This is a genomic window from Streptomyces sp. NPDC006733, from assembly GCF_040636125.1.
In the GTDB taxonomy this organism is placed as follows: Bacteria; Actinomycetota; Actinomycetes; order Streptomycetales; family Streptomycetaceae; genus Actinacidiphila.
Genome location: NZ_JBEYJD010000022.1, coordinates 89,637 through 115,569 on the forward strand (window position 1 = coordinate 89,637; position 25,933 = coordinate 115,569).

The following is a 25,933-nucleotide window of genomic DNA, read 5'->3' on the forward strand; positions in this document are numbered from 1 at the left end:
CCTATGGCTACCTGACTCCCCGACACCTATCTTGTGCACCAGTACCGTCACAAGTCCCCTGGGTGGCGGCTATCCGCTTGGCGCATCATCGGCATCATGGACGACCATAGGGGTACGGGCGATATCGACCGTGTGTGAAAGGAGGCGTCCATGGGTTCGGTTCGACGAGCGAGTGCCTGGCTGGGCCTCGTCGACGACAACGGCGACGAAAGCTACTACGACGAGGAGTACGCCGACTACGGCGAGGGGTCCGAGCGCGGCGACGCCTGGGTGACCGACCCCAGGGTGCAGGTGGCGAGCGAGACGGCCGAGGATCAGGGCCGGCAGATCGCGACCGTGACCCCGGACGGCTTCCGCGACGCCCGCGGCATCGGCGAGCTCTTCCGCAAGGGCGTCCCGGTGATCGTCAACCTCACGGGCATGGAGTCCAGCGACGCCAAGCGCGTCGTCGACTTCGCGGCCGGTCTCACCTTCGGGCTGCGCGGCTCGATCGAGCGCATCGCCACCCGTGTGTTCCTGCTGACCCCCGCCGACTACATGGTCCTCAACGCCGAGTCCAAGCGCGGCGCGGACGGCTTCTTCAACCAGAACTGATCCGCCACGCTCGGACCTGATCCGCCACGCTCGGAACTGGTCCAGCACGCTCAGCACCACGGAAGCACGGTATGGACAACGCTGTGAGCAGCCTGGGAGCCGTCGCCAACAGTCGTCGGTAGTCGTCCTCGGTCATCCTCGGACGGCACCCAGGCGGCCCTGCGGTGCGGCTGCCTCCGGCGGCCTGCGCCCTGGCGCGTGCCCTTTCCGGCTCCGTGACGCCACCGGCGCGTCCGCCGTCGAGCCGGGCCGCCGCCCGCGCAGGATGATCACATGCCAGAGACAGAGACGTCCCGTCCACTGCCCCGCCGGCCACTTCCTCGCCGTCGGCGCCACCGCGCTGCTCGGTCTCGGTGCCGCGGGGGCGACGCCGGCCGCCGCGCGGGCCCGGCGGCTCCCCACGCCCGAGCGCGAGGTCGTTGCCGGCCCCATGGTGATGGCCCTCACCTTCGACGACGGCCCCAGCCCGCAGTACACGCCGCAGGTGCTGGACGTCCTCCGCGCGTACGGCGTCCGCGCGACGTTCTTCGTCTGCGGCGACAACGTCGGGCTGTACCCGGACGTCGTGCGCCGCATCGTCGCGGAGGGGCACGCGGTGGGGAACCACAGCTGGTCCCACCCTCATCTCGGTGAGCTGTCCGCCGCGGACGTGCGCGGCCAGATCCAGCGCACCCAGGACGCCGTCGCGAAGGTCGGCGGGCGGACGCCGGTGCTGTTCCGTGCCCCGTACGGCGACTTCGCGGACGCCGCCCTGACCGTCTGCGCCGACCTCGGGCTCCGCCCGATCTCCTGGTCGGTGGACCCGTCGGACTGGGCCAACCCCGGCGCCGGCACCATCGCCGACCGGGTCCTCGCCGGTGCGGCCACCGGGTCCATCGTGCTCAACCACGACGGCACCGAGGGCGGCGACGACAACCCCGCGCCCGGCAGCGGCGGCGACCGCTCGCAGACGGTCGCCGCGCTGCGGAGCTACCTGCCCGAGCTGATCGACGCCGGCTACTCGTTCACCACCCCGGACGCCCATCCGCCGCGTTAGGACGGGAAAGGGGGGTACCCGCCCGCTGGGCCGGGCGGCTCACCTCAGCGGAAGGCGTCGAGTCCGGTGAGCGCCTTGCCCAGGACCAGCTGGTGCATCTCCACGGTGCCCTCGTAGGTGAGCACCGACTCCAGGTTGGTCGCGTGCCGCATCACCGGGTACTCCAGCGAGATGCCGTTGGCGCCGAGGATGGTGCGGGCGGTGCGGCAGATCTCGATCGCCTCGCGCACGTTGTTGAGCTTGCCGAAGCTGACCTGCTCCGGGCGCAGCCGCCCGGCGTCCATTCGCGTGCCCAGGTGGTGGGCGAGCAGGATGCCCTTGTGCAGTTCCAGCGCCATGTCGGCGAGTTTGGCCTGGGTGAGCTGGAAGCCGCCGATGGGCCGGCCGAACTGCTCGCGGGTCTTCGCGTACTCCCGCGCCGACTCGAAGCTGCTGCGGGCCGCGCCCATCGCGCCCCAGACGATGCCGTAGCGCGCGTGGTTCAGACAGCTGAGCGGACCCTTGAGCCCCGCTCCCTCGGGCAGCACCGCGTCGGCGGGCAGCCGCACGTCGTCCAGGACGAGTTCGCTGGTGACCGAGGCGCGCAGGCTCCACTTGTGCTTGATCTCCGGCGCGGAGAAGCCGGGGGCGTCGGTGGGGACGACGAAGCCGCGGATGCCGTCGTCGGTGCGGGCCCAGACCACCGCGACCCCTGCCACCGAGCCGTTGGTGATCCACATCTTGCGGCCGTTGAGCACCCAGTCGGTGCCGTCGCGCTTGGCGTGGGTGCGCATCCCGGCCGGGTCGGAGCCGTGGTCGGGCTCGGTGAGCCCGAAGCAGCCGATGACCTCGCCGGAGGCCATCCGCGGCAGCCACTCCTGGCGCTGCTCCTCGGAGCCGAAGCGGTGGATGGCGTACATCGCCAGCGATCCCTGCACGGAGACGAGGGAGCGGATCCCGGAGTCGGCCGCCTCCAGTTCCAGGCAGGCCAGGCCGTACTGGACGGCGCTGGCGCCCGCGCAACCGTAGCCGGTGAGGGACATGCCCAGCGCGCCGATCGAGCCCAGCTCGCGGGCGAGTTCGCGGATGGCGGGCAGCTCGCCGGCCTCGTACCACTCGGCCACGTGCGGCAGGACGCGGTCCGCGGCCCAGTTCCTGACGGTCGCGCGGACGGCGCGGTCCTCGTCGCTGAGCAGATCGTCGATCCCGAGCGGGTCGTACGGGTCGAACGGCGGCAGCGCGCTCCCGGACATGGCGGTCTCCTGGGTGAGCTCCGAGGGTGATCTACAAAGGTCGGGGACGACGCTACGTGCGTGCACCCGCCACGTAAAGACCCGTCTGCTGTTCGCCCGCGGACACCAGTCGTTCGGCTTCCGGCGCGTGGTGCTGGGCGGGCAGCGGGTGGCGGTCGGGGTGCGCGGCCTGCTCGGGGTGCGCGGTGTGCTCCGGGTGCGCGGCCTGTGCTGCGTGCTCCGGGTGCGCGGGACGCTCCGGGTGCTCCGGCTGCTTGGTGAGGGACGGCCGGTGCTCGTCGGCGGGGGGCGCGGCTTCCTCCGCGCACGCCAGGAGGGCGCCGCAGTCCATCACCCGCGGCAGCCGGAGCGCGGCGAGCGCGCCCAGCAGGAGCAGCCCCGCGCTGACGACGAGCGTGATGTGCAGCCCGGTCACGAAGGAGTGCCGGGCGGCCTGCCGCAGCGCGGCGCCCGCCGGGCCGCCGAGCCGGCCGGAGACGTCGTACGCCTCCCCGAGCGAGTTCGCGGCGGCGGCGCTCTCGGCGGACGGCACCCCGGCGACGTGCGCGACGCCCGGACCGTACGCCGCGTTCATCACGCTGCCGAGCAGCGCGATGCCCATGCCCGCGCCGAGTTGGTAGGAGGTCTCGCCGATGGCCGCGGCGCCGCCCGCCTGGGCGGCGGGCGCTTCGCTGAGCATGGACTCGTACGCCCCGAAGATCGTGGTCTCCAGGCCGAATCCGAGCAGGACGAAGGCGCCGGTGAGCAGCATCGGCCGGTCGGTCTGCCCCATCAGCGTCAGGGACAGCACGGCGACGGCGGTGAGCACGAACCCGGTGCCGACCATGGCGCGGGGCCCGAACCGGTGCAGCAGACGCGAGCCGCACAGCCCGGCGGCCATCGCGGCGAAGGTCAGCGGCAGCAGGCGCAGCCCGGTCGCGAAGGGGCTGAGGCCGAGTACCAGTTGCAGGTACTGCACGGCGATCAGTTCCAGGCCGACGAGGGCGAGCATGGCCAGGACGATGCAGCCGACCGAGGTGCTGAAGGTCGGGCGGGAGAACATGCCGACGTCTATGAGGGGGTGCTCGCGGCGCTTCTGGCGGCGCACGAAGAGCACCAGCAGCACCGCGCCGACCACGACGGGCCCGAGCGCGCCGGGGTCGAGCAGGCTCGCGCCTCCGCCGAGGCGCTTGACCCCGAGGACCACGCCGAGGACGCCGAACGCCGCCATGAGCGCGCCGAGCACGTCCCACGGGCCGCAGCCCTCGCCCCGGGACTCGGGCAGCAGCCACCGCGCGACCGGCAGGATCACGGCCATCAGCGGGATGTTGATGAGGAAGACCGAGCCCCACCAGAAGTGCTCGACGAGGAAGCCGCCGAGCACCGGCCCGATCGCGGCGCCCACGGCGGCGACGGCGCTCCACACGCCGATGGCGACCGCGCGCTCGCGGCGGTCGGGGAAGACCTGGCGCAGGATCGACAGCGTGGCCGGCATGATCATGGCGCCGCCGACCCCGAGCAGCGCGCGGGCCGCGATGAGCACGTGCGCACCGGTGGCGAAGGCGGCGAGGGCGGAGGCGAGGCCGAAGAGCCCGTAGCCGATCAGCAGGATCCGGCGGCGTCCGACGCGGTCGCCGAGGGTGCCGAAGAGGATGAGCAGCGACGCGGCGACGAGCGGATAGGCGTCGACGATCCACAGCAGCTGTATCGCGCCGGGGTGCAGGTCCTCGGTGAGGGCGGGGACCGCGACGTGCAGGACGGTCGCGTCCAGTGCGACGAGCAGCAGGCTCACGCACAGCACCACCAGGACGGTCCAGCGCCCGGCGGGACGCTGGTGCGGTGGGACGGCTGCCGGCACCGGTCTCGCCGAGCCGACCGTTGTCGTCCCAGCCATCTGCGTACCTCCCAGCGGGGTGCTCTCACTACCTCGGAACTGGACGTCGCTACACCATTCCGGTTGACCGGTGGTGAAGGCGAGTGAGACGACAGAGTACGCCAGGTGGAGGTCTCGTCGAGTGGCCCACCTCACCTTGACGGAATGATCCGCTCCGGGGTGCGGGCGCGGGGGCCGTGCCTGGCCTGGACGAACGGGCTCCGGATGGGCTCGGGATGGACACCGGACGGGTGCCGGGGCGGTGCAGGGACAGGTGCCGGGGCGGGTGTGCGCGGGGGTCAGCGCAGCGTGACGACGGTGGCGGTGCCCAGCGAGCCGGTGGTGCGGATGGTGCGGGTGGTGGTGGGGCGGCCGGCGATGAGTTCGCGCAGCGCGGCGGCGCCCGGCTGCAGCCGGCCGTGCCGGAAGAGGACGAAGCTCACCTCGGTGCCCGCCGGGACGCCGGTCCCCGCCGCGAAGCCGGCCTCCCGGGCCTGGGCGTAGGTGATCGCGTCGCACCCCGAGTACCAGCCCATCTCCGGCTCGTACCCGGTGACCAGCAGGCAGGGGCGGTCCGAGGAGAGCCGTTCCGCCACCGGGATCGTCGACTCGCGCTCCGCGTTCGGCGCGGGCATCGCCCCGTGCGCCACCGACATGGCGGTCGCCGGGACGGTGACGGCCGCGAGCAGCGCCACGGCGGTCAGCACCTGCGCGGACCAGCGTCCGGTCAGGTCGGCGAGAGCCTGCACGCCGAGGATGGTGAGCAGCACCACCGACAGGTAGACGAAGCGCGGCTCTCCGTCGGTGGCCACCCCCAGCAGGAGCATGACGAGCACGGCCGTCGACCCGAGGAAGACCTTCCGGCGGGCCGTGCCGCCCTCGGCCCCGGCGCTCCGGCGCCGGCGCAGGGCGGCGCCGGCCGCGTAGAGCCCGGCCGCCATCACCACCGCGCCGAGGTCGCCGGCCAGCCGGTACGGGAAGATGCCGAGGTAGTAGACGAACCCGTCGCCCACGTAGGCGCGGTTGGCGTGCGAGGTCGCGGAGAAGACCAGCCCCAGCGGCCAGCCGGCCACCTTCGTCGCGTACACGAAGTGCGGCACCAGGCCCGCGAGGAAGACGGCCGCCGCGACGGCCAGCCGGCGGCGCTGCGCCAGCCAGGCGCGCGGCCCGTAGGCGGCGACGGCGGCGATCGCGATCGCGACGAGGTTCCCGGCGACCCCGTAGCGCAGGTAGAACGCGGCCAGCGCGAAGGGCGGCACCCAGAGCAGGGCGCGCGAGGACGGCTTCTCCTGCGCCCGCGTCAGCAGGTACACCACGATCAGCAGCAGGCCGGTGGAGCCGATGTCGTTGAGGAACTCGGGCACCCGGCGCAGGAAGCCGAGCCCGCCCAGGACCAGCAGCGCCGCGACGGCCGCCCGGTGCGGGGTCGTCCAGCGGGCGGCGACGAGGTAGGTGACGGTGAGGGTGAAGAGCGCCAGGACGAGCGCCACCGCCCTGACGGCGCCGACCGTGTCGCTCAGGCCCAGCGCGATCCGGCCCAGCACCGGCAGGCCGATCGGCCGGTAGGTGCCCCAGCCGGCGTCCGGGGTGCCGTCCGCCCAGGACCGCGCCTTGTCGGCATAGACCGCCTCCTCGTGCCCCAGGTACGGCTCCTGGTCCTGCAGCGCCGCCCAGACCGCGGCGGCCGTCGCGAGCACGGCGGCCGGCGGCGCCCAGGACGGGACGCGGCGCAGCTGGACGGCGATCCGGGACAGGACGTAGGGCGGTCTGCGCCCGGCCGTCGCCCAGGGACGGGCCAGCAGCCACGCGGGAGCGGCGGCCAGGAGGAACGGAAGGGGCTGCCATCCGGGCAGCGGGCCGCCGACACCGACGGCCAGCAGGATCTGCTGGACGACCGCCGCCGCGGTGAACACGCAGGCGACGACGAGCGCCGGCTGCCTCCCGGGGCGGACCACGGCATGCTCCTCAGGTTCGTCGGACGTTCCGGGGTCGCCGGGCCGAACGCCCAGGTCACGTGCGTGCCGCCGGGACGGCCCCAAACGCTATCGCACGTCCCGCGCTCCATGATCGGCGCGGTGTCCCGCCATTCGGACGGGAAACAGCGCGCATCGCCGAGGGTAATAGCCGATAAAAAGGCGGTTGTGATGTGAGTATCGACACCCGAACATAAAATCCAGGGTTAGCGAATTTTCCTCGATTCTGTGAGTGGTCAATGGAACGGATGAGACGCACTCCACATCACATCGTCATTACAAAGCAGCACGTTCGGCCGGTCTCCGCTGTCACACGCTGTAACGTCGATTCAGTGCGAACCGATGAGAAGCTCCACCGACCGGCGGAGTACCCGACACGCGACCTACCGCGTATGAGCCGAACACGCCTCTGGCTGTTCGGCTCGACGCTTGCGGTCTACGTGGCCATCGTCGTGGGCGTCCTCACCTCCTCCAAGCTCGTGACGCTGGACTGGCAGGTGATGCTCTGGCGCCCCTACAAGCAGTGGCCCCAGATCCACGCGGCCCTGGACTACTTCGTGGTCCTGGGGCAGCGCGGTCCGACCGCGGTGATGGTCGCGGCCTGGCTGGGCTGGCGTGCCTGGCGGCAGCGCAGCCTGCACCCGATGCTGGCCCTCGGCGCCTCCCTGCTGCTGCTGAACATCACCGTCGGCGCCGTGAAGTACGGGCTGGGCCGGCTCGGCCCGCACTACGCCACCTCCGTGGGATCGCCGGAGCTCTTCGCCGGCGGCGATATATTTCCCTCGGGACACACCGCCAACGCGGTCGTGACCTGGGGCGTTCTGGCATATCTGGCGACCACCCCGCGGGTGCGCCGGTGGGCCTCGGTCATCGCCGCACTGCTGGCCCTCGGGGTCGGCATGACGACCATCTACCTCGGCACCCACTGGGTGAGCGACGTCCTGCTCGGCTGGGCCGCCGGCCTGCTGGTGCTGCTCGCCCTGCCCTGGTTCGAGCCCGCGATGGCGTGGGCCGAGGAGTTCCTGGTGGCCGCCTGGAACCGGCTCAGGAGCGGTTCGGACCTCGTCCCCGTACCGGCCAGGGCGCTCGGACAGCGTCCGGGACTGGTGACCCAGCGCACCTCCAAGGCGGGCTCCCCGCCCGCCCTGGAGCCCGTCGGCGCGACCGCGGGCACCCACCCGGCCGTCACCCCGCACGCCCCGGGACGGCCCCCGGCCACCCGCCACGAGCGCACCCCGGTCACCCCGACCGGCAGCCGCCGGCCGCCCGTCGAACGCCCCCTGCGGCCCCTCCCGCTCGCCCACCAGCAGGCGCGCGGACGCGGCGCCGCGGGCAGCTGACGCCGCCCCGACAACGCCGAGGAGGCCTTGCGGACCGTTCCACCGGTCCGCAAGGCCTCCCGTCGTTTTTCGGCCGTTTCCCCGTCGGGCCCGGCCCGGGGGCGGGTTTCGGGGCGGGTTTCAGCCCTGCCAGCTGCGCGTCACCCTGCCGTCCGCGACGCTGAAGTTCAGCCGCCCCTCCACGTACTCCATGGTGATGATCGCCCCCTCCGGAAGGGAGCGGACCGTGGTCCAGCCACGCTCTCTGGCGCGCTGCTCGGCCTCCTCCGGGGGCAGTCCCACGTAGGCCTCGCCGGGGTCGTCGGGCGGCCGGGATCCAGGTGTCGGTATCGGTGCCATACCCCCACCGTAAGCACGGGACGCACATCGGGGAAGGCGCGAACGGACAGCACTCACCGTAGATCGTCACGCTTCTGTCACAGAATCCGCTGACGCGTTTGATCTCTCGCGGAAATGTTCGGAAACCGGTTAATTCGCCTCCGACACAACATGCGCATGGATCGCGCACATCATGTCCGCAATGCCTCCAACTCCTCGTCCGTCAGGAGTCGGGAGCGTATAAGGAAGCGATTTCCCGTCGGCGCCTCCAGAGAAAACCCGCTCCCCCGCCCGGGCACCACGTCAATCGTCAGATGCGTATGGCTCCAGTACGCGAACTGGTCCCGGGCCATCCACACCGGCACCGGCTCCATGCCCGCGACGTCCAGGTCCCCGAGGTGCACGTCCGAGTCCCCGGTCAGGAACTCGCCCGCCGGATAGCACATGGGCGAGCTGCCGTCGCAGCACCCGCCGGACTGGTGGAACATCAGCGGACCGTGCTCGTCGGCCAGCCGCCGCAACAACTCCGCCGCCGCCCCGGTCACCCCGACCCGATTACTCACATCCATGCCCCACCACCCCTGTCTCCTCCCCGACCACCACCCCGCGCACTCCCCCGAACCGGAACCCGGGTTCCCGGGCCGCACCCCTGCGACCCGGGGACCCGGAACCCTCTAGAAGAAGCCCTGGGCGTTCGGGCTGTAGCTGACCAGGAGGTTCTTGGTCTGCTGGTAGTGGTCGAGCATTTGCTTGTGGTTCTCGCGGCCTATGCCGGAGTTCTTGTAGCCGCCGAAGGCCGCGTGGGCCGGGTAGGCGTGGTAGCAGTTGGTCCAGACGCGGCCGGCCTGGATGGCGCGGCCGGCGCGGAACGCGGTGTTCATGTCGCGGGTCCAGACGCCGGCGCCGAGGCCGTAGAGGGAGTCGTTGGCGAGGGAGACGGCGTCGTCGAGCTCGTCGAAGCGGGTCACCGAGACGACGGGGCCGAAGATCTCCTCCTGGAAGATCCGCATGCTGTTGTCGCCCTCGAAGATGGTCGGGGCCACGTAGTAGCCGCCGGAGAGGTCGCCACCGAGGTCCAGGCGCTCGCCGCCGATGAGGAGTTTGGCGCCCTCGGCGGTGCCGATGTCGATGTAGGAGAGGATCTTCTCCAGCTGGTCGTTGCTGGCCTGGGCGCCGATCATCGTGCCGGTGTCCAGGGGGTTGCCCTGCTGGATGGAGCGGGTGCGCTCCAGGGCGTCGCCGAGGAAGGTGTCGTAGATCGGCGCCTGGATGAGGGCGCGGGACGGGCAGGTGCAGACCTCGCCCTGGTTGAGGGCGAACATCGTGAAGCCCTCGAGGGCCTTGTCGTAGAACTCGTCGGGAGCCGCCGCGACGTCGGCGAAGAAGATGTTCGGGCTCTTGCCGCCGAGCTCCAGCGTGACCGGGATGATGTTCTGGCTCGCGTACTGCATGATCAGCCGGCCGGTGGTGGTCTCGCCGGTGAAGGCGACCTTCGCGATGCGGGGGCTGGAGGCGAGCGGCTTGCCGGCCTCGGTGCCGAAGCCGTTGACGACGTTGACGACGCCCGGCGGGATCAGGTCCTGGATCAGATCCATCAGGTACATGATCGAGGCCGGGGTCTGCTCGGCCGGCTTGAGGACCACGCAGTTGCCGGCCGCCAGCGCCGGGGCGAGCTTCCAGACGGCCATCAGGATCGGGAAGTTCCACGGGATGATCTGCGCGACGACCCCCAGCGGCTCCTGGAAGTGGTAGGCGACGGTGTCCTCGTCCAGCTGCGAGATCGTCCCCTCCTGGGCCCGCAGCACCCCCGCGAAGTACCGCAGGTGGTCGATGGCCAGCGGCAGGTCGGCGGCCAGCGCCTCGCGGACCGGCTTGCCGTTGTCCCAGACCTCCGCGATGGCCAGTTCGGTCAGGTGCTGCTCCATCCGGTCGGCGACCCGGTTCAGGACGGCCGCCCGCTCGGCCGGGGCGGTCCGCCCCCACGCGGGGGCCGCCGAGTGGGCCGCGTCCAGGGCGAGTTCCACGTCGGCGGCGGTGGAACGGGCGATGTCGACGAAGAGCCGGCCGGTGACCGGCGTGGGGTTCTCGAAGTAGCCCCCCGCGACCGGGGCGGTCCATTCGCCGCCGATCCAGTTCTCGTAACGGGAGGGGAAGGAGGCGGGGCTGCCGGAGTTTCCAGGGGGCTGATAGACCGTCATGAGCCTGCTCCTTCGGTGAAGCCGCGAGCGGATGCCGTGAGTAGCGGTGCCGTGGTGGTCGCGCTGTGCCGTGATAGCCGAGCCGTGCGGGCCGCGGGGGGATTGCGGAGGATCGCCCGGGAAACCGATGCCGCGCACGCTACTGCGGCGGGACCGAGTCGGCCAGATCGCCTCCGCACTCTCGCGTGTTGGTCATAGGGACGCGCATGATGGGCTCCTGTCCCGGATGGCTCACAGGTGTCCGAGGGAAAGGGAGCGCTCCATGGCGGCACCGGCGAAGGAGGCGGCACCGGAACCGGTGCGGGAACGGCAGCCGGGGCGGTTGGTGGTGGATTGGCTCACCACGACCGATCACAAGAAGATCGGCCATCTCTATCTGATCACGTCGTTCGGATTCTTCCTGGCTGCGGGGCTGATGGCGCTGCTGATGCGCGCGGAACTCGCCCGGCCCGGAATGCAATTGATCACGAACGAGGAGTTCAACCAGACGTTCACGATGCACGGCACGATCATGCTGCTGCTCTTCGCCACCCCGACCTTCGCGGGATTCGCCAACGAGATCATGCCGCTGCAGATCGGCTCGCCGGACGTCGCCTTTCCCCGGCTGAACATGTTCTCCTACTGGCTGTTTCTGTTCGGCGGCCTGATCGTGCTGGGCAGCCTGGTGGTCCCCGGCGGCCCCGCGAGTTTCGGCTGGTTCGCGTACGCGCCGCTGAACAGCATGACGCGCTCCCCCGGCATCGGCGCCGACATGTGGATCATGGGGCTGGCGCTCGCCGGTTTCGGCACGATCCTGGGCGCGGTGAACTTCCTGACCACGATCATCGGGATGCGCGCGCCGGGCATGACGATGTTCCGGATGCCGGTCTTCACCTGGAACGTGCTGTTCACGTCGATCCTGGTGCTCATCGCCTTCCCCGTGCTGGCGGCGGCGCTGCTGGTGCTGGAGGCGGACCGGCGGTTCGGCTCGGTGGTCTTCGATCCGGCGAACGGCGGGGCGCTGCTGTGGCAGCACCTGTTCTGGTTCTTCGGCCATCCCGAGGTGTACATCATCGCGCTGCCGTTCTTCGGCATCATCTCCGAGATCATTCCGGTCTTCTCCCGGAAACCGATCTTCGGCTATACCGCCCTGATCGGCGCGACGATGGCGATCACGGGGCTGTCGGTCGTCGTGTGGGCGCACCACATGTTCGTGACCGGCGCCGTGCTGCTGCCGTTCTTCTCGTTCATGTCGTTCCTCATCGCGGTGCCGACCGGGGTGAAGTTCTTCAACTGGATCGGCACGATGTGGCACGGGTCGCTGAGTTTCGAGACGCCGATGCTGTGGTCGGTCGGCTTTCTGGTCAGCTTCCTGTTCGGCGGTCTGACCGGAGTCATTCTCGCCTCGCCGCCGATGGACTTCCACGTCAGCGACTCGTACTTCGTCGTGGCGCACTTCCACTACGTCGTCTTCGGGACCGTGGTCTTCGCGATGTTCGCCGGGTTCTACTTCTGGTGGCCGAAATTCACCGGGAAGATGCTCGACGAACGGCTGGGAAAGATCCATTTCTGGACGCTGTTCTTCGGATTCCACACGACGTTCCTGGTGCAGCACTGGCTGGGCGTCGAGGGAATGCCGCGCCGGTACGCCGACTACCTGGCGGCGGACGGATTCACCACGCTCAACACGATCTCGACGATCGGCGCGTTCCTGCTGGGCATGTCGACGCTGCCGTTCGTCTACAACGTCTGGAAGACGGCCAGGTACGGCGTCAGGGTCGACGTCGACGATCCGTGGGGCTTCGGCCGGTCCCTGGAGTGGGCGACCTCCTGCCCGCCGCCGCGCCACAACTTCGTGACGCTGCCGAAGATCCGCTCCGAGTCCCCCGCCTTCGACCTGCACCACCCGGAGGTGGCGGCGCGCGAGGAGCTGTGACCCGCCCGCGCGACGGTCACTGACTCACAGTCGCCACTGATCAGCGCCCCTCACCGACACGCGGCCGTCACCGACCCGCGCCCGTCACTTCCGCAGCGTCCGCCGCGCTTTGCGCCCCGCCGCCAGCGCCACGTCGCCCAGCGTGTACGCGGTGCCCAGCAGCTGTCCGCCGGCCGACAGCACGGCGGCGCGCCCGCGGCCGCCGGGCCGGGCCCGCTCGTCCAGCAGCCGCTGGAAGAGCGTCTCGTGCAGCCGGGCGATCCGGTCCGGGTCGTAGCTCTCGGCCTTGGCCGAGGCCGCGCGGCCCATCGCGGCGCGCAGCTCGTCGTCGTTGATCAGCCGCAGCAGCGCGGCGGCCATCGCGTCGGGGTCGCGCGGCGGCACCAGCAGGCCGTCCACACCGTCGGAGATGATCTCCCGCGGGCCCAGCGGGCAGTCGGTGCTGACGACGGGCAGGCCGGCGCGCATGCCCTCGACGATCGTCATGCCGAACGACTCCATGCTGGACGAGACGGCCAGGATGGACGCCTTCGCCAGCTCCGGCTCCAGCGGCGAGACGGGGCCCATCAGATGGACGGCGTCCTGCGCGTGGAGCTCGGCGACGAGGTCGGCCAGCTTCTGCCGTTCGGCGCCGGCGCCGAACAGCCGCAGGGTCCAGTCCGGCCGCTCCGCCGCAACCTTGGCGAAGGCGCGGATCAGGTCGTCGTAGCACTTCGCGGGCGCGAGCCGGCCGGCGGCGACGACCACCGGCTCCGTGCACGGCGAGGGGTCGGTGCCGGTCGCGGGAACGCTGTTGGGCACCGGGGCGACCCGGACGCCCGGGATGCGGCGGCGGTAGGCGGCGGCGTCGGCCGCGGTGGTGGTGACCACCGCGTCGAGCCGCGGGTAGAGCCGGCGCAGCAGCAGGACGAGCTTGGTGGAGTGGGTGTCGAGGGTCAGGTGCTCCTGGGCGACGCGCACCATGGTGCGCGGAGCCTGCCGCGCGATGTGCACGTTGAGCCCGGGGCGGGTGCCGACGACGACGTCCGCGTCGAGCTGTGCCAGGTGCCGGGCGATGCGCTCGTCGGTGAGGGCGCTGTAGTGGTCGTGGCGGCGGTCGGACGACGGGAAGACCGTGGCGGGGGTGGCGCGCCGCGGGTCGTCGAGGTCGGAGTCCTGGCTGTCCTTGCGCAGGTCGACCAGGTGCCGCAGCCGGACGCGGGGGTCGTAGGGGAACTGCGGCCGGTCCAGGTGCCGGAAGACGGAGACGATCTCCACATCGTGCCGCTCGGCCAGTTGGCCGGCGAGGTTGCACGTCGTCCGGATGGTGCCGCCGATTCCGTACGCGTTGTGGATCAGGAATGAGATGCGCATGCGTTCGTGTGTCTCCCCGTTGCCCGGCGGTTCCCCCGCCCGTCGCCGTTCATGGACGACAGACGGACGATAGCAAGATCTGGTCGTATCCCACGGGGACCTGCTGTCGCGCACCCGCACCCCGGAACGCCGCACCCGCACCTCAGGGCACAGCACCCGCACCCCGGAACGCCGCACCCGCCCACCGGGGCCCCGCTACGGCCGGTAGGGCACCTGCGGCACGGTGAGGCAGTCGGCCGCCGGGTCGCCGCCCTGGGTGACCCAGCCGCCGCGCCCGCCCTGGGCCGCGTCCGACCAGCGGGCGACGGACAGGCAGGTGCGGCGGGTGGCGGGCGGGTCCGGCAGCGCGGTGAAGGTCACCGGCACCAGCAGTCCCCGGGCGTCGTAGGGGTGCGCGCGCCCCACGAACCGCTCGACGCAGCCGCGGTCGGGGGCCGCCCCGCCGGCGGTGCAGCCGGTGAGGGCGTCGGCGAGCCACATCGCGGCCGCCCAGCCCTCCAGCTGCCACTGGGAGAACTGCCCGGCCTCCTTGCCGTGCGCGCGCTGCCAGGCGGCCATGCCGTCGCGGAAGGCGGCGACGGCGGGGTGCCCGGTCTCGTCGTGGTTGCGGCTGCCCGAGGTCGCCCACAGCGCGTTCCGGCAGCCGGCCGCGCCCTGGTAGTCGGCGGGCACGGTCGACGCCCAGTTCTGGACGTTGGTGACCTTGGCCGTGACCGTGACGCCGGCCGCCTGCATCGCCCGGCAGAGCTGGCCGTTGCCGTGCGTGTCCATGGCGTCGAAGAGGATGTCGACGCCGCGGGCCCGCAGGTCGGCGGCGACGGCACGGAAGTTGGGCAGCGCGAAGTCGACCTGCTCGCTGATGGTCCGGTACCCCTCGGCCCGCAGCCCCTGCAGGATCTGCTGGGCGTAGCGCGCGGAGGCGGACTGGTTGTAGTAGACGACCGCGGCCGTCCTGGCCTGCTGCCGCTCCTTGAACCACCGGTAGACCTCGGTGCCCGCGTACAGCGTGCCGCCCCAGCCGGGCGTGCCCTGGCGGGGGGCGTCGCTGCCGTAGATCCCGTACAGGTGCGGGTAGGTGTCGTACGCCGTGCCGATGGGGATGCCGCCGATGTCGGGGACGCCCTTGCCGCTGACGTACGGGGCGCCGGCGTAGTCCAGGGCGCTCGTCGCCACCAGGGCGAACACCCTGTCCTGGTCGACGAGTCGGCGCACGCACTCGTTGTCGCCCACCCCGCTGCCGCCGTCGTCGCAGGTGACCGCCTCCACCCGGTGCCCGTTGACGCCGCCCGCCGCGTTGAGCGCGTCGAGGTACGCGAGCGCGCCGTCCCGCGGCCCGCTGAACGCCCCGCCGCCGACCGGGCTCGTGGCGCTGGTGACGATCCCGACGCGGACCGGGGCGGCGGCGGACGTCGTCGCGGAGGGCGGGTCGGCGAAGTCGCGCTCCGGCAGTCGGGTGCCGCACCCCGCCGTGACAGGGCCGGCGACCAGGGCGGCGGCAAGGGTGAGCGCCGCCGCGGCGGTTCGCGACGGGAACCTCGCCGGCCGGTCAGCAGCCCGGTACCGCTGTGCCACCGGAGTCCAGGGCGATCAGGGCGCACAGGCTCTTGACGGACACCTTCCACACCTGGTTCTGCAGCACGGCCGTGCCCATCGTGTTCGGCAGCACGTCGGTGCCCTGGAGGGAGAGCGTGTACGTCACCTCGGCGGCCGTGGGCGACGTGAGATGGACCCGGGTGACCTTCGCCTGGACCTGGCCGACCCGGGGGTCGCCGGAGAACGCGGCGAGCAGCGGCCCGAGCCGGTCGCCGTTCTCCAGCAGCTTCGCCTTCTCGGCGCTGGGCGTGCCGGGGGCGAAGAACTTCTCCCAGTTCTGCCGGACCTGCTGCTCGGCCGGGCCGTTCTCCCCCGCGGGCGGCGTGGTGGTGGCGGGCGGGGTGGTGGCGGCCGGGGTGCTGCTGTAGGGATCGGAGGTGGTGCTCGGTGACTTCGACGGCGTGTCCTTGCCACCGCCGTCGTCCCCGCAACCGGTCAGCGCGACAAGCATCGCCGTGGTCAAGGCCACCGCGACCAGTGTCGCGCGTGCGGAACGGACCATGTGCTCCACCATCCCCGGCTCGGACCGTGCGGTTCGGGGTATTGCCCCCACCGGCATATTGGCGCTAATCGGTGAACATGCCCAGACGCCGTGTGAAGCGAGATCGCGCCACACCCCGGGACGACGCCGCACCCGGGGACGACGCCACCCCCGGAGGAGCCACCGCACCCGGGGCCGGGACCGCGCCCCGGGACGGCGCCGCTCCCGCGGTCGTCCCGTGGGGCGGGTACGTCCACCGGGCCGGCTGGCTCCTCCTCACGGCGGGCGCCGTGCTGTGCGCGCTCGGCTGGTACGGGGTCTCGGGCGAGCGCTACGCGGAACGTCAGATCCCGTATCTCGCCTCCTCCTCGATCCCCGGCGCCGCCCTCATCGTGGCGGGAGCCGTCCTGCTCTCCCGGCCGCCCGGCACGCCGGTCGTGGCCGCGCCCGCGCCCGCCCCGCGGGAGACGGACGACGGCGCGGGGACCGGTCCCGTCGCCGTCTCCGCCGGCCCGCCCGTCGCGGTCCCCGGCGGCACGCTGCTGCACCGTCCCGACTGCCCGCTGGTGCAGGGCAAGCCGGAGGCGGTGCCCGCCGGGGCCGGCGAGATCCGCTCGCGCGCCCTGACGCCGTGCCCGGTCTGCGAGCCGGGCCGCTGACGTGGCGTCGCTGACGTACGACCTGACCCTGGCCGGTCTCTCGGTGGGCAGCGCCGCCGCGCTCACCGGGATCGGGCTGGTGGTCACCTACCGGGCGACGGGGGTGTTCAACCTCGCGCACGGCGCGATCGCGATGGTGACGGCGTACGTCCTGCGGGAGCTGGTGGTGGTCCACGGCTGGCCGCCGGCGCCCGCCGCCGCCCTGAGCCTGCTGGTGGTCGCGCCGGGCATCGGACTCGCGCTGGACCGCCTGGTCTTCCGGCCGCTGGCGGCCCGCGAGGCGGGCCCGGCCGAGACCCTCGTCGCCACGCTGGGGGTGTTCGTCCTGCTGGTCGGCGCCGCCTACCTGGCGTGGGGCGGGGACGCGCGCGGCGACGCGCCCGTCATCGTGCCGGACGACCCCTGGGCGCAGCTCGCCGCCGTCGTCGCGCTGGCCGCCGCGGTCGGCGCCGTCACCCGCTGGACGCGGTTCGGCACCCGGCTGCGGGCGGTCGTCGACGACCGGCGGCTCGCGGTGCTGGGCGGCATCGACGCGGACCGGGTCGCGGCGGCCGGCTGGGCGTTCGGCGCCTTCACCGCGGGCCTGGGCGGGGTGCTGCTCGCGCCGTACCTGCGGCTGGATCCGTACGGGCTGTCCCTGCTGGTCATGGAGACGATGGCGGTCGCGGTCGCCGCCGGGATGCGCAGCCTGCCGGTGGCGGTCGGGGTGGCGCTGGTGGTGGGCGTCGGGCAGAGCCAGCTCACCCGGCTGCACCCGAGAGGCAGTTGGCAGGAGCCGCTGCTGCAGGCGGTGGGCGCCAACCTGTTCGTCGTCGCCCTGCTCATGGCGGCGCTGCTGATGCCCGCGATCGGCGACCCGTCGCCGGGCGCCGCCGCCGCGCGCCCGGTCGCCGCACCCGCGGTCACCGCGGGCCTGCGGACGCCGCCGTGGGCGTGGGCGGTCTGCGGTGTCCTCTTCCTGCTGCCGCTCGGCCTGGCGGGCACCGACCTGACCACCTCCGTGCAGGTGCCCGCCCTGGGGCTGGTCCTGCTCTCGCTGGTCGTCGTCACCGGGCTCGGCGGCCAGATCTCCCTCGGCCAGGCCGCCTACGCCGGGCTCGGGGCCCTGTTCACCGCGCTGCTCGCGGCCGGCCGCTTCCCCCTGGTGCCCGCGCTCCCCGAACTGCCCGCGCTGGCCCTCGCGGTGCTCCTCGTCGCCCCCCTCGGGCTGCTGGCGGGTGCGCCGGCCGTGCGGCGGCGCGGCCTGGCGCTCGCGCTGGCGACGTTCGCGGTGGGGGTCGCGGTGAGCCGCTTCGTCTTCGCGCAGCCGTACGCCGTCTCGGGGCTCGACCTGCGCCGCCCGGCCGGGTTCACCGCCGACCGCGCCTACTACGTCCTGGAACTCGTGCTGCTGGCGGCCGCGCTGGCCGCCGTGCACCTGCTGCGAAGGGGCAGGACGGGACGTGCCCTGGCGGCGGTCCGCGACCACGAGGCGGGCGCCGCGGCGGCGGGGGTGCCGGTGCCCTTGCTCAAGCTCTGCACGTTCGTGGCGGGCGCGGGGCTGGCGGCGCTGGGCGGCGGGCTGCTCGGGATGGGCGTGCGGAGCTTCGACGTGGCGGCCTTCGACCCCCTGCGCGGGCTGCTGTGGTTCGCCGCCGTGCTCGTCCTGGGCGTGGACAGCCCGCTGGGCGCGCTGGCCGCGGCGGCCCTCCTCGTGGGCCTGGACGCCGGAACGAAGGAGGGCGTGGCCGCGGCGGTCGTCGGGGTCCTCGCCGTGCTGCTCGGCCGCGCCCCGGGCGGTCTGCCCGCCCTGCTGCGGCTGCGCGCGCCCGCGGCGCGCCGGACACGGCCGGTCCGGGGCCGCCGCACGAAAGTCCGCCGGGCGAAACGCCGCCGTACGACAGTCCGCCACACGAAAGTCCGCCGTACCAAACCCCGCCGTACGAAGGCCCGCGACAGGACGGCGCGCGGCACGGCGGCCGGCGGGGTGCGGCTGACCGCCCGGCGGATCTCCCTCAGCTACGACGGCATCACGGCCGTCGACGGGGTGGACCTGGCGGTGCCGCCCGGCCGGGTGACGGCGCTGACCGGGCCGAACGGGGCGGGCAAGAGCACCCTGTTCGACTGTCTGTGCGGCACGGCCCGGCCGCGGCGCGGCCGGGTGCTGCTGGACGGCCGGGACATCACCCGGCTGCCGCCGTACCGCCGGGCCCGGCTCGGCCTGGCCCGCACCTTCCAGCAGCTGGCGGTCTTCCCGGGGCTGAGCGTCGCCGAGAACATCGCGGTCGGCGCGGAGCAGGGCGCGGTGCGCGACCCGGAGGCCGTCGAGCGGATCCTGCGGCTGCTCGCGCTGGGCCCGGTCCGCGACGCCCCGGCCGCCGACCTGCCGACCGGCACGCTGCGCCGGGTGGAGCTGGGGCGGGCGCTGGCGGGCGCGCCCCGGGTGCTGCTGCTCGACGAGCCCGCCGCCGGGCTCGACAGCGCCGAGATCGAAGCGCTGCGCCACGTGCTGCGGGCGCTGGCGGCCGACGGCATGGCGCTGCTGCTCGTGGAGCACGACCTCGAACTCGTCGGCGCCCTCGCCGACGTCGTCCACGTGATGACCGACGGCCGGATCACCGCGGCGGGTCCGCCCGCCGCCGCGCCGGCCGCCCCGGCGGCGCCGCAGACCGCGTGGGGCGCCCCGTGAGCGTCGAGATCGCGCTGCGGCGCGCGCGGGTGCGGTACGGGCCGCTGGAGGCGCTGCACGGCGTCGACCTGGTGGTGCCGCGCGGCTCCGTCACCGTGCTGCTCGGCCGCAACGGCGCGGGCCGCACGACCGCGCTGCGCGCCCTGGCCGGTTCGGTGCCGCTGAGCGCGGGCCGGGTGGTGTGGCGGGGCGAGGACGTGACGCGGCTGCCCGCCCACCGGCGGGCCCGGCTCGGGCTGGCGTTCGTCCCGGACCGGCGGCCGGTGTTCGGCTCGCTCACCGTGGCCGAGAACCTGGCGCTGTTCGCGGACGGTGACTCCCGGACGCCGGGCGCGGAACGGGACGGCAGGGACGTGGACGCGGCCCTGGAGGTGTTCCCCGCGCTGCGCCCGCTGCTCGGCCGCCGGGCCGGGACGCTCTCCGGCGGCGAGCAGCGGATGCTGGCGGTGTCACGGGCGCTGCTGACCGGGGCCCGGCTCGTCCTGCTGGACGAGCCGGGTCTGGGACTGTCGCCCCGGGTGGCGGAGCACGCCTACGGGGCGCTGGCGCGGCTCGCGGCGGACGGCGGGCGCACGGTGGTGGTGGCGGAGCAGCGGCTGCCCGCCGCGCTGCGGCCGGCGACCACCGTGCTGCACGAACTGCGGCGCGGCGAGGTGGTGTTCACAGGCGAGCCCGCCGAGCGTCCGGAACGACCAGCGTCGTACCGACCTCGAGCTGGTCCGGGTTGGGGCCCACGGCCTGCCGGTTGACCCGGTACAGCTCCTGCCAGCCGCCGCTCACCGCGTACTTCACGGCGAGCGCCCCGAGGGTGTCGCCCGCGACGACGACGTGCTCGCGGCCGCTGAGGTTCACCTGCTTCGAGCAGACCGGCCAGGCACCCCAGCCCTGGGCGCGCTGCACCTTCTGCGCGACGGCGATCTGCTGCGCCGGGGTGGCCAGGTCGGCCCGCCGCGCGTACTGCAGGCCGCCGAACTCCTCCCACGTCGGCTGCCAGAACTGCAGACCGCCGTAGAAGCCGTTGCCGGTGTTGATGTGCCAGTCGCCGCTGCTCTCGCACATCGCGAGGCGCTCCCACACCGACGGGCGCACCGCTGGGGTGTCCACCGGGGTGCCGGCGTGGGAGGCGGCCCGGACGGCCGGGCCGCCGTCCTGCACGGGTGGGGCGTCGGCGCGGGCGGGCGCGGCCGAGAGCAGGGCTGCCAGGACGGTGGCGGCGGTGGCCGCGAGAACCATGACCCGGCATCCGGCAAGTACGTTCATGCGATGAGATGAGGACAGGTCGTTCATAGCGGGTCACGCTAGGCACGTCCTGTCCGCCCCCGCCGTCCGGCGCCCGCGGCGCGCCGCACGCCCCACCCGGTCGGAGCAGCCGCCCCGGACCGACGCCGTTCCCGGCGCCGCTCCCTGAGGGAGCATCACCAGGCGGGCCACCAGGCGGGCGGGCGGATCGCCAGCGGGGCTCCCGCGCCCTTGGCCGTGACCGCCACGACGGCGCGCTCCTGGCTGCGGGCCGGGCGCTCGGCGGCGCGTTGCGGCTGCGCCTTCGGCCGGACCGTCTTCGCCTTCGGGGGTGACGCCTTGGGGGTGCCCGCTGACGGCGCGCCGCCGTACGCACCCGCGCGCCGGGAGCAGACCGGCCACGCCCCCCAGCCGCTGGCCCGCTGCACCTTGGTCGCGATGGCTATCTGCTGCTCGCGGGAGGCCTTGTCGGCGGTCGCGGCGTACTGCGTGCCGCCGTAGGACCGCCAGGTGCCGGCGGCGAACTGCAGTCCGCCGTAGTAGCCGTTGCCGGTGTTGATGTGCCAGTTGCCGCCGCTCTCGCACTTGGCGATGCGGTCCCACACACCGCTGTCGGCCGCGGCGGCCTGTCCGCCGGCGGCCAGGACGGCCAGCGGGCTCAGCGCCGCCATGCCGGTGAACACGGCGATTGCTCGGTACTTGGCCAAGACCATGGATTTCCCTCTCCACGGACCCGGGGTTCCCCGTCGTGCCTCAAGAACGTCCACCGGCGCGTCGAACGCCGGTGCCCGTCCGAACCCGGGCGGTGCTCGTTGCACACGAGCCGAGAACCTAGACAGCCTGGTGCGCCGAATCAACCAAAACCGGTTCGTTGCAGGCCACTTGGCGGTTACCCGAAGTAACGGCCCATTTTTTCCCGGCGATTGACACGTACTTGTCATGCTAAAGCGGTATTGGGGCGGCGCCCACTGTGACTCACCTCACCGGTGCGACAAGTGCCAATGGCACAGAAGTTCGACAATGAGTGATCCCCTCCGGGTCATCCGTCACCCAGCGCACCGGTCGACGGGAACGGATGTGCCGCAAAGCGTGACCCTCACCACAGGTCTTCCGTTGTCACTGTGCGCGGGGGAACGCTCTGCGCAGCAACCCTCAGCCGCACAGTCAAGGAGGTGGCCTCCGTGCCGCCCATGCTCGACGTCAGCGCCGAAGTACGCGCCGAGATCGGTGAGGAGGAGGCCACGCGCCTGCTCGCCGGGGACAACGCCCCCGGAACGTACGACTGCACCTCCTGCCGCACCCCCGGCGACACCGGTCACGAGCGCACCAGCACCGTGCTCTTCGTCAGCGACGAGACCGCGGTGCTCGCCTTCGCCCACGCGACCTGCATCCCCTCCCAGGTGGTGCCGGTCTCGGAGGAGCAGCTCCAGGGCGCGGTGCGCAGCATCACCGCCGAGGACCCGGCCGGCGGGACGGCGTCCGTCCTGGTGGACGGCGCGCGCGAGACCGGTACCGCGGGCACCACCCCGCGCCAGGCGGTGCTGGGCATCACCTGCGGGCTCGTCCTGGTCGAGGGCACGCTGCGCCCGGCCCTGGTGGTCGAGCCGACCGGCGCCATCAGCCGCCCGGGGTCGGACGGCGACGGGGACGACTTCCTGCCCCTGATGATCGAGCAGGGCTTCATGCCCCAGCTCGACGTGGCCGTGCCGCCGCCGGCCCTGGCCGGCTGGTCGGTCCTGCTGGCCATGGGCCAGCTGCACGCCGTCCTGCAGCCGAGCGCCACCGGCGGCCCGGCCGTCTCGTGGTGGCAGGCGCACCAGCCGCTGCAGGTCAGCGACGGCTGGCGCAGCGCGGTGAGCCGCACCAACGAGGTGTACGTCTACGCCGCCCCGGCCGACTCGATCGGCCGCCAGCCGCGCGAGGACCTCATGCGGGACGCGCTGGAGCGCGCGGCCGGCCGCGGTCTGCTGGTCGGCGCGACGATGCCGCTGTCGGGCACCTGAGCGGCCCGTTCGGCCTGAAGCGGGCCCGCGGCGGGACCGAGGCCGGACCGAGGCGGGCCTGAAGCGGGCCTCGGGCAGCCCCGGGCAGCCTGGGGCGGGCCTGCGGCGGGAGTGACGAAGGGGCGCGTACGGAAAGCCGTACGCGCCCCTTCCCGTGCGCCAAAGATCCGTATTTGGCCCGCCCTGCCCGCATCTTGGACGCCCAACAGTCGTTGGCACATGCGTGCACACCTTTGACGCCTTCTCCCGAGTCCCCTATCAGAGCCAGATTCCGGCGATGCGCAGCGCGCAGGATTCCACCGGGGTCGGCTCGGGGACGCCGATCTACGACGCGCTCTACTCGGAGTACCGCCGGCTCTTCCGCGCCCTGCCGGGCGACCGCTCCGGCGAGGAGGCGATGCAGTTCAACGCGTTCTCGGCCTGGCACGAGCAGCCCTACGACGCCGCGCCCGGCCGGCACCGCGGCAACCGTCCGGCTCCCGCGGCGCTGCCGCCGGGCCGCACCGACAACCGGATGTACGGGCTCTGACAGTCCGCGGGGAGCGGGCCGCGAGGGCCCGCTCCCCGGGTCGTGACTACTTGTTGCGGCCGCGCTTCTCGCGGACCCGCACCGAGACCTGGATCGGGGTGCCGACGAAGCCGAACTCCTCGCGCAGCCGGCGCTCGACGAAGCGCCGGTAGCCCGCCTCCAGGAAGCCCGAGGCGAAGAGCACGAAGCGCGGCGGGCGGGTGCCGGCCTGCGTCCCGAACAGGATGCGGGGCTGCTTGCCGCCGCGGATCGGGTGCGGGTGTCCGGCGACCAGCTCGCCGAGGAAGGCGTTGAGGCGGCCGGTCGGGACGCGCGTCTCCCAGCCCGCGATGGCGGCCTCGATCGCCGGGACCAGCTTCTCCATGTGGCGGCCGGTGAGCGCCGAGACGTTCACCCGCGGCGCCCACTGCACCTGCACGAGGTCCTGCTCGATCTCGCGCTCCAGGTAATAGCGGCGCTCCTCGTCGATCTGGTCCCACTTGTTGTAGGCGATGACGACGGCGCGCCCGGCCTCGACGGCCATGGTGATGATGCGGGTGTCCTGGACGCTGATCGACTCGGTCGTGTCGATCAGGACGACCGCGACCTCGGCCTTGGTCAGCGCGGCGGCGGTGCGCAGCGACGCGTAGTAGTCCGCGCCCTCCTGCAGGTGCACGCGGCGGCGGATGCCGGCGGTGTCGATGAACTTCCAGGTGATGCCGCCGAGCTCGATCAGCTCGTCGACCGGGTCGCGGGTGGTGCCGGCGACCTTGTCGACGACGACGCGGTTCTCGCCGGCGACCCGGTTGAGCAGGCTCGACTTGCCGACGTTCGGACGGCCGATCAGCGCGATGCGGCGCGGGCCGCCGATGCCCTCGCCGAAGGTCATCGCGGGCGCGTCGGGCAGCACCGCCATGATCGCGTCGAGCAGGTCGCCGATGCCGCGGCCGTGCAGCGACGAGACGGCGTGCGGCTCGCCCAGGCCCAGGTTCCACAGCGCGGCGGCGTCCGCCTCGCCGGACTGGCCGTCGACCTTGTTGGCGGCCAGCACGACGGGCTTGCCGGACTTGCGCAGCAGCCGGACGACGGCCTCGTCGGTGTCGGTCGCGCCGACCGTGGAGTCCACGACGAAGACGACCGCGTCGGACGCCTGGATGGCGAACTCGGCCTGGGCGGCGACGGAGGCGTCGATGCCGAGGACGTCCTGCTCCCAGCCGCCGGTGTCGACGAGCCGGAAACGGCGGCCGTTCCAGTTCGCCTCGTAGTTGACGCGGTCGCGGGTGACGCCCGGCCGGTCCTCCACGACCGCCTCGCGGCGGCCGATGATGCGGTTGACCAGTGTCGACTTGCCGACGTTCGGGCGGCCGACGACGGCGAGGACGGGGAGCGGGCCGTGGCCCGCCGCCGCCAGGTCGCCCGCGACCTCGTCGAGGTCGAAGCCTTCCTCGGCAGCGAGTTCCATGAACTCCGCGTACTCGGCGTCGCCGAGCGCGCCGACGTCGCCGTGTTCGTTCTGGTTGTCCATGAGAGCTTCTCCGTCGATCAACAGTGGTGGCTGCGGAACCTGGTGCGGTCAGCGGCCGGTGGTTTGCTTGGCGTGGGCCAGGTGCGCGGTGAGCCGCTCCTGGATGCGCGAGGTGGCGGCGTCCATCGCGGTACGGGTCCGCCGTCCGCTGCCGTCGCCCGCCGCGAACGGGTCGCCGAAGACGATGTCGATCCGGCTGCGCAGCGGCGGCAGTCCGGCTATCACCCGGCCCTGGCGGGCGCTGCCCAGGACGGCGACGGGGACCACGGGCGCGCCGGAGCGCACCGCGAAGTACGCGAGGCCGGAGCGCAGCTCCGCGAAGTCGCCGACGCCCCGGGTGCCCTCGGGGAAGATCCCCAGCACCCCGCCGCGCTCCAGCACGCCGAGCGCGGCCGTGATGGCGGTGCGGTCGGCGCTGTGCCGGTCGACGGCGAGCTGGCCGATCCCGCGCAGGAACGGGTCCAGCGGGCCGATGAACGCTTCCTTCTTGACCAGGAAGTGCACCGGCCGCGGGGAGGTGCCGATGATCATCGGCCCGTCCACGTTGTGCGAGTGGTTGCCCGCCAGGATGACCGGCCCGTGGGCCGGCACCCGCCAGGCGCCGAGGACGCGGGGCCGCCACAGGCCGTTCATCAGGCCAATGCCGATGCGGCGGCCGACCGCCGCTCCGCGCGGGCCGGGCGCCGTCAGGTGCTGGGACGTCACCGAGCCGCTCGCTTCTCCTCGATCAGGGTGACGATGCACTCGATGACCTGGTCGAGGGTGAGGTCGGTGGTGTCGACCTCTATGGCGTCGTCCGCCTTGGCCAGCGGCGAGGTCTTGCGGCCGGAGTCGGCCGCGTCCCGCTTGACCAGGGCGTCCTGGGTGGCCTGCACGCTCTGCGCGCCCTTGAGCTCACCGCTGCGCCGGAACGCGCGGGCCTCGGCGGAGGCGGTCAGGAAGATCTTGAGGGTGGCGTCGGGCAGCACCGTCGTGCCGATGTCCCGGCCCTCGACGACGATGCCCTGCGGCGCGGAGGAGGCGGCGGCGCGCTGCAGCCCGACCAGCCGGGAGCGCACCTCGGGCACCGCGCTGACGGCGCTGACCGCGGCGGTGACCTCCTGGGTGCGGATCGGCCCGGAGGCGTCCTCGCCGTCCACGGTGATGGTCGGGCCCGCGGGCTCGGTGCCGGAGACGATGACGGGCTTGGCGGAGGCGTTGGCCACGGCGTCCGTGTCGCTCACGTCCACGCCGTTGCTCAGCATCCACCAGGTGATCGCCCGGTACTGGGCACCGGTGTCGAGGTAGCTGAGGCCGAGCTTGGCCGCGACGGCCTTGGACGTGCTGGACTTGCCCGTGCCCGAGGGGCCGTCGATGGCGACGATCACCGGAGATTCCACAGCGCGAGGGCCTTCCTTGGGCACGGTTACGGGGTGAGGACGGCCCGGCTGTCGCCGGAGGCCATCC

The 25,933-nt window shown here is 73.0% G+C and carries 23 protein-coding genes; 9 read left to right on the forward strand and 14 right to left on the reverse strand.

Annotated features, from left to right (window positions below; translation table 11 throughout):
* Positions 1-150: 150 nt before the first annotated feature.
* Together ABZ721_RS20750 and ABZ721_RS20755 are read left to right on the forward strand one after the other, a co-directional pair.
* Complete coding sequence (locus ABZ721_RS20750) at positions 151-594, forward strand: cell division protein SepF (RefSeq protein WP_358790102.1); 444 nt, start codon at positions 151-153, stop codon at positions 592-594.
* A gap of 265 nt (positions 595-859) precedes the next feature.
* Positions 860-1,630, forward strand: coding sequence for a polysaccharide deacetylase family protein (locus ABZ721_RS20755; protein WP_358790103.1), 771 nt, complete (start codon positions 860-862; stop codon positions 1,628-1,630).
* Positions 1,631-1,674: 44 nt separating this feature from the next.
* Here ABZ721_RS20755 and ABZ721_RS20760 read toward each other — a convergent pair whose 3' ends face one another.
* The 3 genes from ABZ721_RS20760 to ABZ721_RS20770 all read right to left on the reverse strand — a co-directional run bounded on the left by ABZ721_RS20760 (position 1,675) and on the right by ABZ721_RS20770 (position 6,669).
* Positions 1,675-2,862 (reverse strand): acyl-CoA dehydrogenase family protein, encoded by a 1,188-nt coding sequence (locus tag ABZ721_RS20760; RefSeq protein WP_358790104.1) that lies wholly within the window; start codon positions 2,860-2,862, stop codon positions 1,675-1,677.
* A gap of 52 nt (positions 2,863-2,914) precedes the next feature.
* Positions 2,915-4,735 (reverse strand): MFS transporter, encoded by a 1,821-nt coding sequence (locus ABZ721_RS20765; protein WP_358790105.1) that lies wholly within the window; start codon positions 4,733-4,735, stop codon positions 2,915-2,917.
* A gap of 278 nt (positions 4,736-5,013) precedes the next feature.
* Entirely contained in the window at positions 5,014-6,669 is a 1,656-nt protein-coding gene (locus ABZ721_RS20770; protein WP_358790106.1) for a glycosyltransferase family 39 protein, read from the reverse strand.
* A gap of 410 nt (positions 6,670-7,079) precedes the next feature.
* Between ABZ721_RS20770 and ABZ721_RS20775 the strand changes: the two genes are divergently transcribed.
* Positions 7,080-8,027, forward strand: coding sequence for a phosphatase PAP2 family protein (locus tag ABZ721_RS20775; protein WP_358790107.1), 948 nt, complete (start codon positions 7,080-7,082; stop codon positions 8,025-8,027).
* A gap of 120 nt (positions 8,028-8,147) precedes the next feature.
* Here the strand turns inward: ABZ721_RS20775 and ABZ721_RS20780 are convergent, their stop codons facing one another.
* From ABZ721_RS20780 to ABZ721_RS20790, 3 genes are all read right to left on the reverse strand, one after another.
* The gene (locus tag ABZ721_RS20780) at positions 8,148-8,366 is read right to left on the reverse strand and encodes a proteinase inhibitor I78 (protein WP_358790108.1); all 219 of its coding nucleotides are present in this window, start codon (positions 8,364-8,366) and stop codon (positions 8,148-8,150) included.
* Positions 8,367-8,536: 170 nt separating this feature from the next.
* Entirely contained in the window at positions 8,537-8,914 is a 378-nt protein-coding gene (locus ABZ721_RS20785; RefSeq protein WP_358790109.1) for a DUF779 domain-containing protein, read from the reverse strand.
* Between the two features lie 105 nt (positions 8,915-9,019).
* Positions 9,020-10,543, reverse strand: coding sequence for an aldehyde dehydrogenase family protein (locus ABZ721_RS20790; RefSeq protein ID WP_358790110.1), 1,524 nt, complete (start codon positions 10,541-10,543; stop codon positions 9,020-9,022).
* Between the two features lie 262 nt (positions 10,544-10,805).
* On the opposite strand from ABZ721_RS20790, the gene ctaD reads away from it, so the two are divergent.
* On the forward strand, positions 10,806-12,458 hold the full coding sequence (gene ctaD, locus ABZ721_RS20795; protein ID WP_358790111.1) for a cytochrome c oxidase subunit I: 1,653 nt from the start codon (positions 10,806-10,808) through the stop codon (positions 12,456-12,458).
* An 84-nt stretch (positions 12,459-12,542) separates the two neighbouring features.
* Here ctaD and ABZ721_RS20800 read toward each other — a convergent pair whose 3' ends face one another.
* The 3 genes from ABZ721_RS20800 to ABZ721_RS20810 all read right to left on the reverse strand — a co-directional run bounded on the left by ABZ721_RS20800 (position 12,543) and on the right by ABZ721_RS20810 (position 15,906).
* Positions 12,543-13,811, reverse strand: a complete 1,269-nt coding sequence (locus ABZ721_RS20800; RefSeq protein WP_358790112.1) for a glycosyltransferase — start codon at positions 13,809-13,811, stop codon at positions 12,543-12,545.
* Between the two features lie 195 nt (positions 13,812-14,006).
* Positions 14,007-15,299: an ABC transporter substrate-binding protein gene (locus tag ABZ721_RS20805; protein WP_358790148.1), complete on the reverse strand. Its 1,293-nt coding sequence runs from the start codon at positions 15,297-15,299 to the stop codon at positions 14,007-14,009.
* Between the two features lie 58 nt (positions 15,300-15,357).
* Entirely contained in the window at positions 15,358-15,906 is a 549-nt protein-coding gene (locus tag ABZ721_RS20810) for a hypothetical protein (protein ID WP_358790113.1), read from the reverse strand.
* Positions 15,907-16,175: 269 nt separating this feature from the next.
* Between ABZ721_RS20810 and ABZ721_RS20815 the strand changes: the two genes are divergently transcribed.
* Genes ABZ721_RS20815 through ABZ721_RS20825 form a run of 3 tightly spaced genes read left to right on the forward strand, consistent with a single transcriptional unit; the run spans position 16,176 to position 19,961 of the window.
* Positions 16,176-16,544, forward strand: coding sequence for a hypothetical protein (locus ABZ721_RS20815; RefSeq protein ID WP_358790149.1), 369 nt, complete (start codon positions 16,176-16,178; stop codon positions 16,542-16,544).
* A gap of 1 nt (position 16,545) precedes the next feature.
* On the forward strand, positions 16,546-19,212 hold the full coding sequence (locus ABZ721_RS20820; protein ID WP_358790114.1) for an ATP-binding cassette domain-containing protein: 2,667 nt from the start codon (positions 16,546-16,548) through the stop codon (positions 19,210-19,212).
* A complete protein-coding gene (locus ABZ721_RS20825; protein WP_358790115.1) occupies positions 19,209-19,961 on the forward strand; it encodes an ATP-binding cassette domain-containing protein in 753 nt (250 codons plus the stop codon). The genes ABZ721_RS20820 and ABZ721_RS20825 overlap by 4 nt, the downstream gene beginning before the upstream one ends.
* Here the strand turns inward: ABZ721_RS20825 and ABZ721_RS20830 are convergent.
* Positions 19,873-20,472 carry a transglycosylase family protein gene (locus ABZ721_RS20830; protein WP_358790116.1) on the reverse strand — a complete coding sequence of 200 codons (600 nt, stop codon included), beginning with the start codon at positions 20,470-20,472 and terminating at the stop codon, positions 19,873-19,875. The two genes, ABZ721_RS20825 and ABZ721_RS20830, sit on opposite strands and share 89 nt — an antisense overlap.
* A 155-nt stretch (positions 20,473-20,627) precedes the next feature.
* Positions 20,628-21,164 (reverse strand): transglycosylase family protein, encoded by a 537-nt coding sequence (locus tag ABZ721_RS20835; protein ID WP_358790117.1) that lies wholly within the window; start codon positions 21,162-21,164, stop codon positions 20,628-20,630.
* A gap of 468 nt (positions 21,165-21,632) precedes the next feature.
* Here ABZ721_RS20835 and ABZ721_RS20840 point away from each other — a divergent pair, with 468 nt between their 5' ends.
* Both ABZ721_RS20840 and ABZ721_RS20845 read left to right on the forward strand, forming a co-directional pair.
* A complete protein-coding gene (locus tag ABZ721_RS20840) occupies positions 21,633-22,454 on the forward strand; it encodes a hypothetical protein (RefSeq protein WP_358790118.1) in 822 nt (273 codons plus the stop codon).
* 277 nt (positions 22,455-22,731) lie between these two features.
* The gene (locus ABZ721_RS20845; RefSeq protein ID WP_358790119.1) at positions 22,732-22,983 is read left to right on the forward strand and encodes a hypothetical protein; all 252 of its coding nucleotides are present in this window, start codon (positions 22,732-22,734) and stop codon (positions 22,981-22,983) included.
* Between the two features lie 46 nt (positions 22,984-23,029).
* Here the strand turns inward: ABZ721_RS20845 and der are convergent, their stop codons facing one another.
* From der to cmk, 3 genes are all read right to left on the reverse strand, one after another.
* Positions 23,030-24,487 carry a ribosome biogenesis GTPase Der gene (gene der / locus ABZ721_RS20850; protein ID WP_358790120.1) on the reverse strand — a complete coding sequence of 486 codons (1,458 nt, stop codon included), beginning with the start codon at positions 24,485-24,487 and terminating at the stop codon, positions 23,030-23,032.
* A 48-nt stretch (positions 24,488-24,535) separates the two neighbouring features.
* Positions 24,536-25,120, reverse strand: a complete 585-nt coding sequence (locus ABZ721_RS20855) for a lysophospholipid acyltransferase family protein (RefSeq protein WP_358790150.1) — start codon at positions 25,118-25,120, stop codon at positions 24,536-24,538.
* Positions 25,121-25,188: 68 nt separating this feature from the next.
* A complete protein-coding gene (gene cmk, locus ABZ721_RS20860) occupies positions 25,189-25,866 on the reverse strand; it encodes a (d)CMP kinase (RefSeq protein ID WP_358790121.1) in 678 nt (225 codons plus the stop codon).
* Positions 25,867-25,933 lie beyond the last annotated feature (67 nt).

What these genes read in the sequence shown, in the direction of transcription:
- ABZ721_RS20750 (WP_358790102.1), top strand. Translation starts at nt 151, where the DNA reads ATGGGTTCGGTTCGACGAGCGAGTGCCTGGCTGGGCCTCGTCGACGAC.
- ABZ721_RS20755 (WP_358790103.1), top strand. Translation starts at nt 860, where the DNA reads ATGATCACATGCCAGAGACAGAGACGTCCCGTCCACTGCCCCGCCGGC.
- ABZ721_RS20760 (WP_358790104.1), bottom strand. Translation starts at nt 2,862, where the DNA reads ATGTCCGGGAGCGCGCTGCCGCCGTTCGACCCGTACGACCCGCTCGGG.
- ABZ721_RS20765 (WP_358790105.1), bottom strand. Translation starts at nt 4,735, where the DNA reads ATGGCTGGGACGACAACGGTCGGCTCGGCGAGACCGGTGCCGGCAGCC.
- ABZ721_RS20775 (WP_358790107.1), top strand. Translation starts at nt 7,080, where the DNA reads ATGAGCCGAACACGCCTCTGGCTGTTCGGCTCGACGCTTGCGGTCTAC.
- ABZ721_RS20780 (WP_358790108.1), bottom strand. Translation starts at nt 8,366, where the DNA reads ATGGCACCGATACCGACACCTGGATCCCGGCCGCCCGACGACCCCGGC.
- ABZ721_RS20785 (WP_358790109.1), bottom strand. Translation starts at nt 8,914, where the DNA reads ATGGATGTGAGTAATCGGGTCGGGGTGACCGGGGCGGCGGCGGAGTTG.
- ABZ721_RS20790 (WP_358790110.1), bottom strand. Translation starts at nt 10,543, where the DNA reads ATGACGGTCTATCAGCCCCCTGGAAACTCCGGCAGCCCCGCCTCCTTC.
- ctaD (WP_358790111.1), top strand. Translation starts at nt 10,806, where the DNA reads ATGGCGGCACCGGCGAAGGAGGCGGCACCGGAACCGGTGCGGGAACGG.
- ABZ721_RS20800 (WP_358790112.1), bottom strand. Translation starts at nt 13,811, where the DNA reads ATGCGCATCTCATTCCTGATCCACAACGCGTACGGAATCGGCGGCACC.
- ABZ721_RS20810 (WP_358790113.1), bottom strand. Translation starts at nt 15,906, where the DNA reads ATGGTCCGTTCCGCACGCGCGACACTGGTCGCGGTGGCCTTGACCACG.
- ABZ721_RS20830 (WP_358790116.1), bottom strand. Translation starts at nt 20,472, where the DNA reads ATGAACGTACTTGCCGGATGCCGGGTCATGGTTCTCGCGGCCACCGCC.
- ABZ721_RS20835 (WP_358790117.1), bottom strand. Translation starts at nt 21,164, where the DNA reads ATGGTCTTGGCCAAGTACCGAGCAATCGCCGTGTTCACCGGCATGGCG.
- ABZ721_RS20845 (WP_358790119.1), top strand. Translation starts at nt 22,732, where the DNA reads ATGCGCAGCGCGCAGGATTCCACCGGGGTCGGCTCGGGGACGCCGATC.
- der (WP_358790120.1), bottom strand. Translation starts at nt 24,487, where the DNA reads ATGGACAACCAGAACGAACACGGCGACGTCGGCGCGCTCGGCGACGCC.
- ABZ721_RS20855 (WP_358790150.1), bottom strand. Translation starts at nt 25,120, where the DNA reads ATGAACGGCCTGTGGCGGCCCCGCGTCCTCGGCGCCTGGCGGGTGCCG.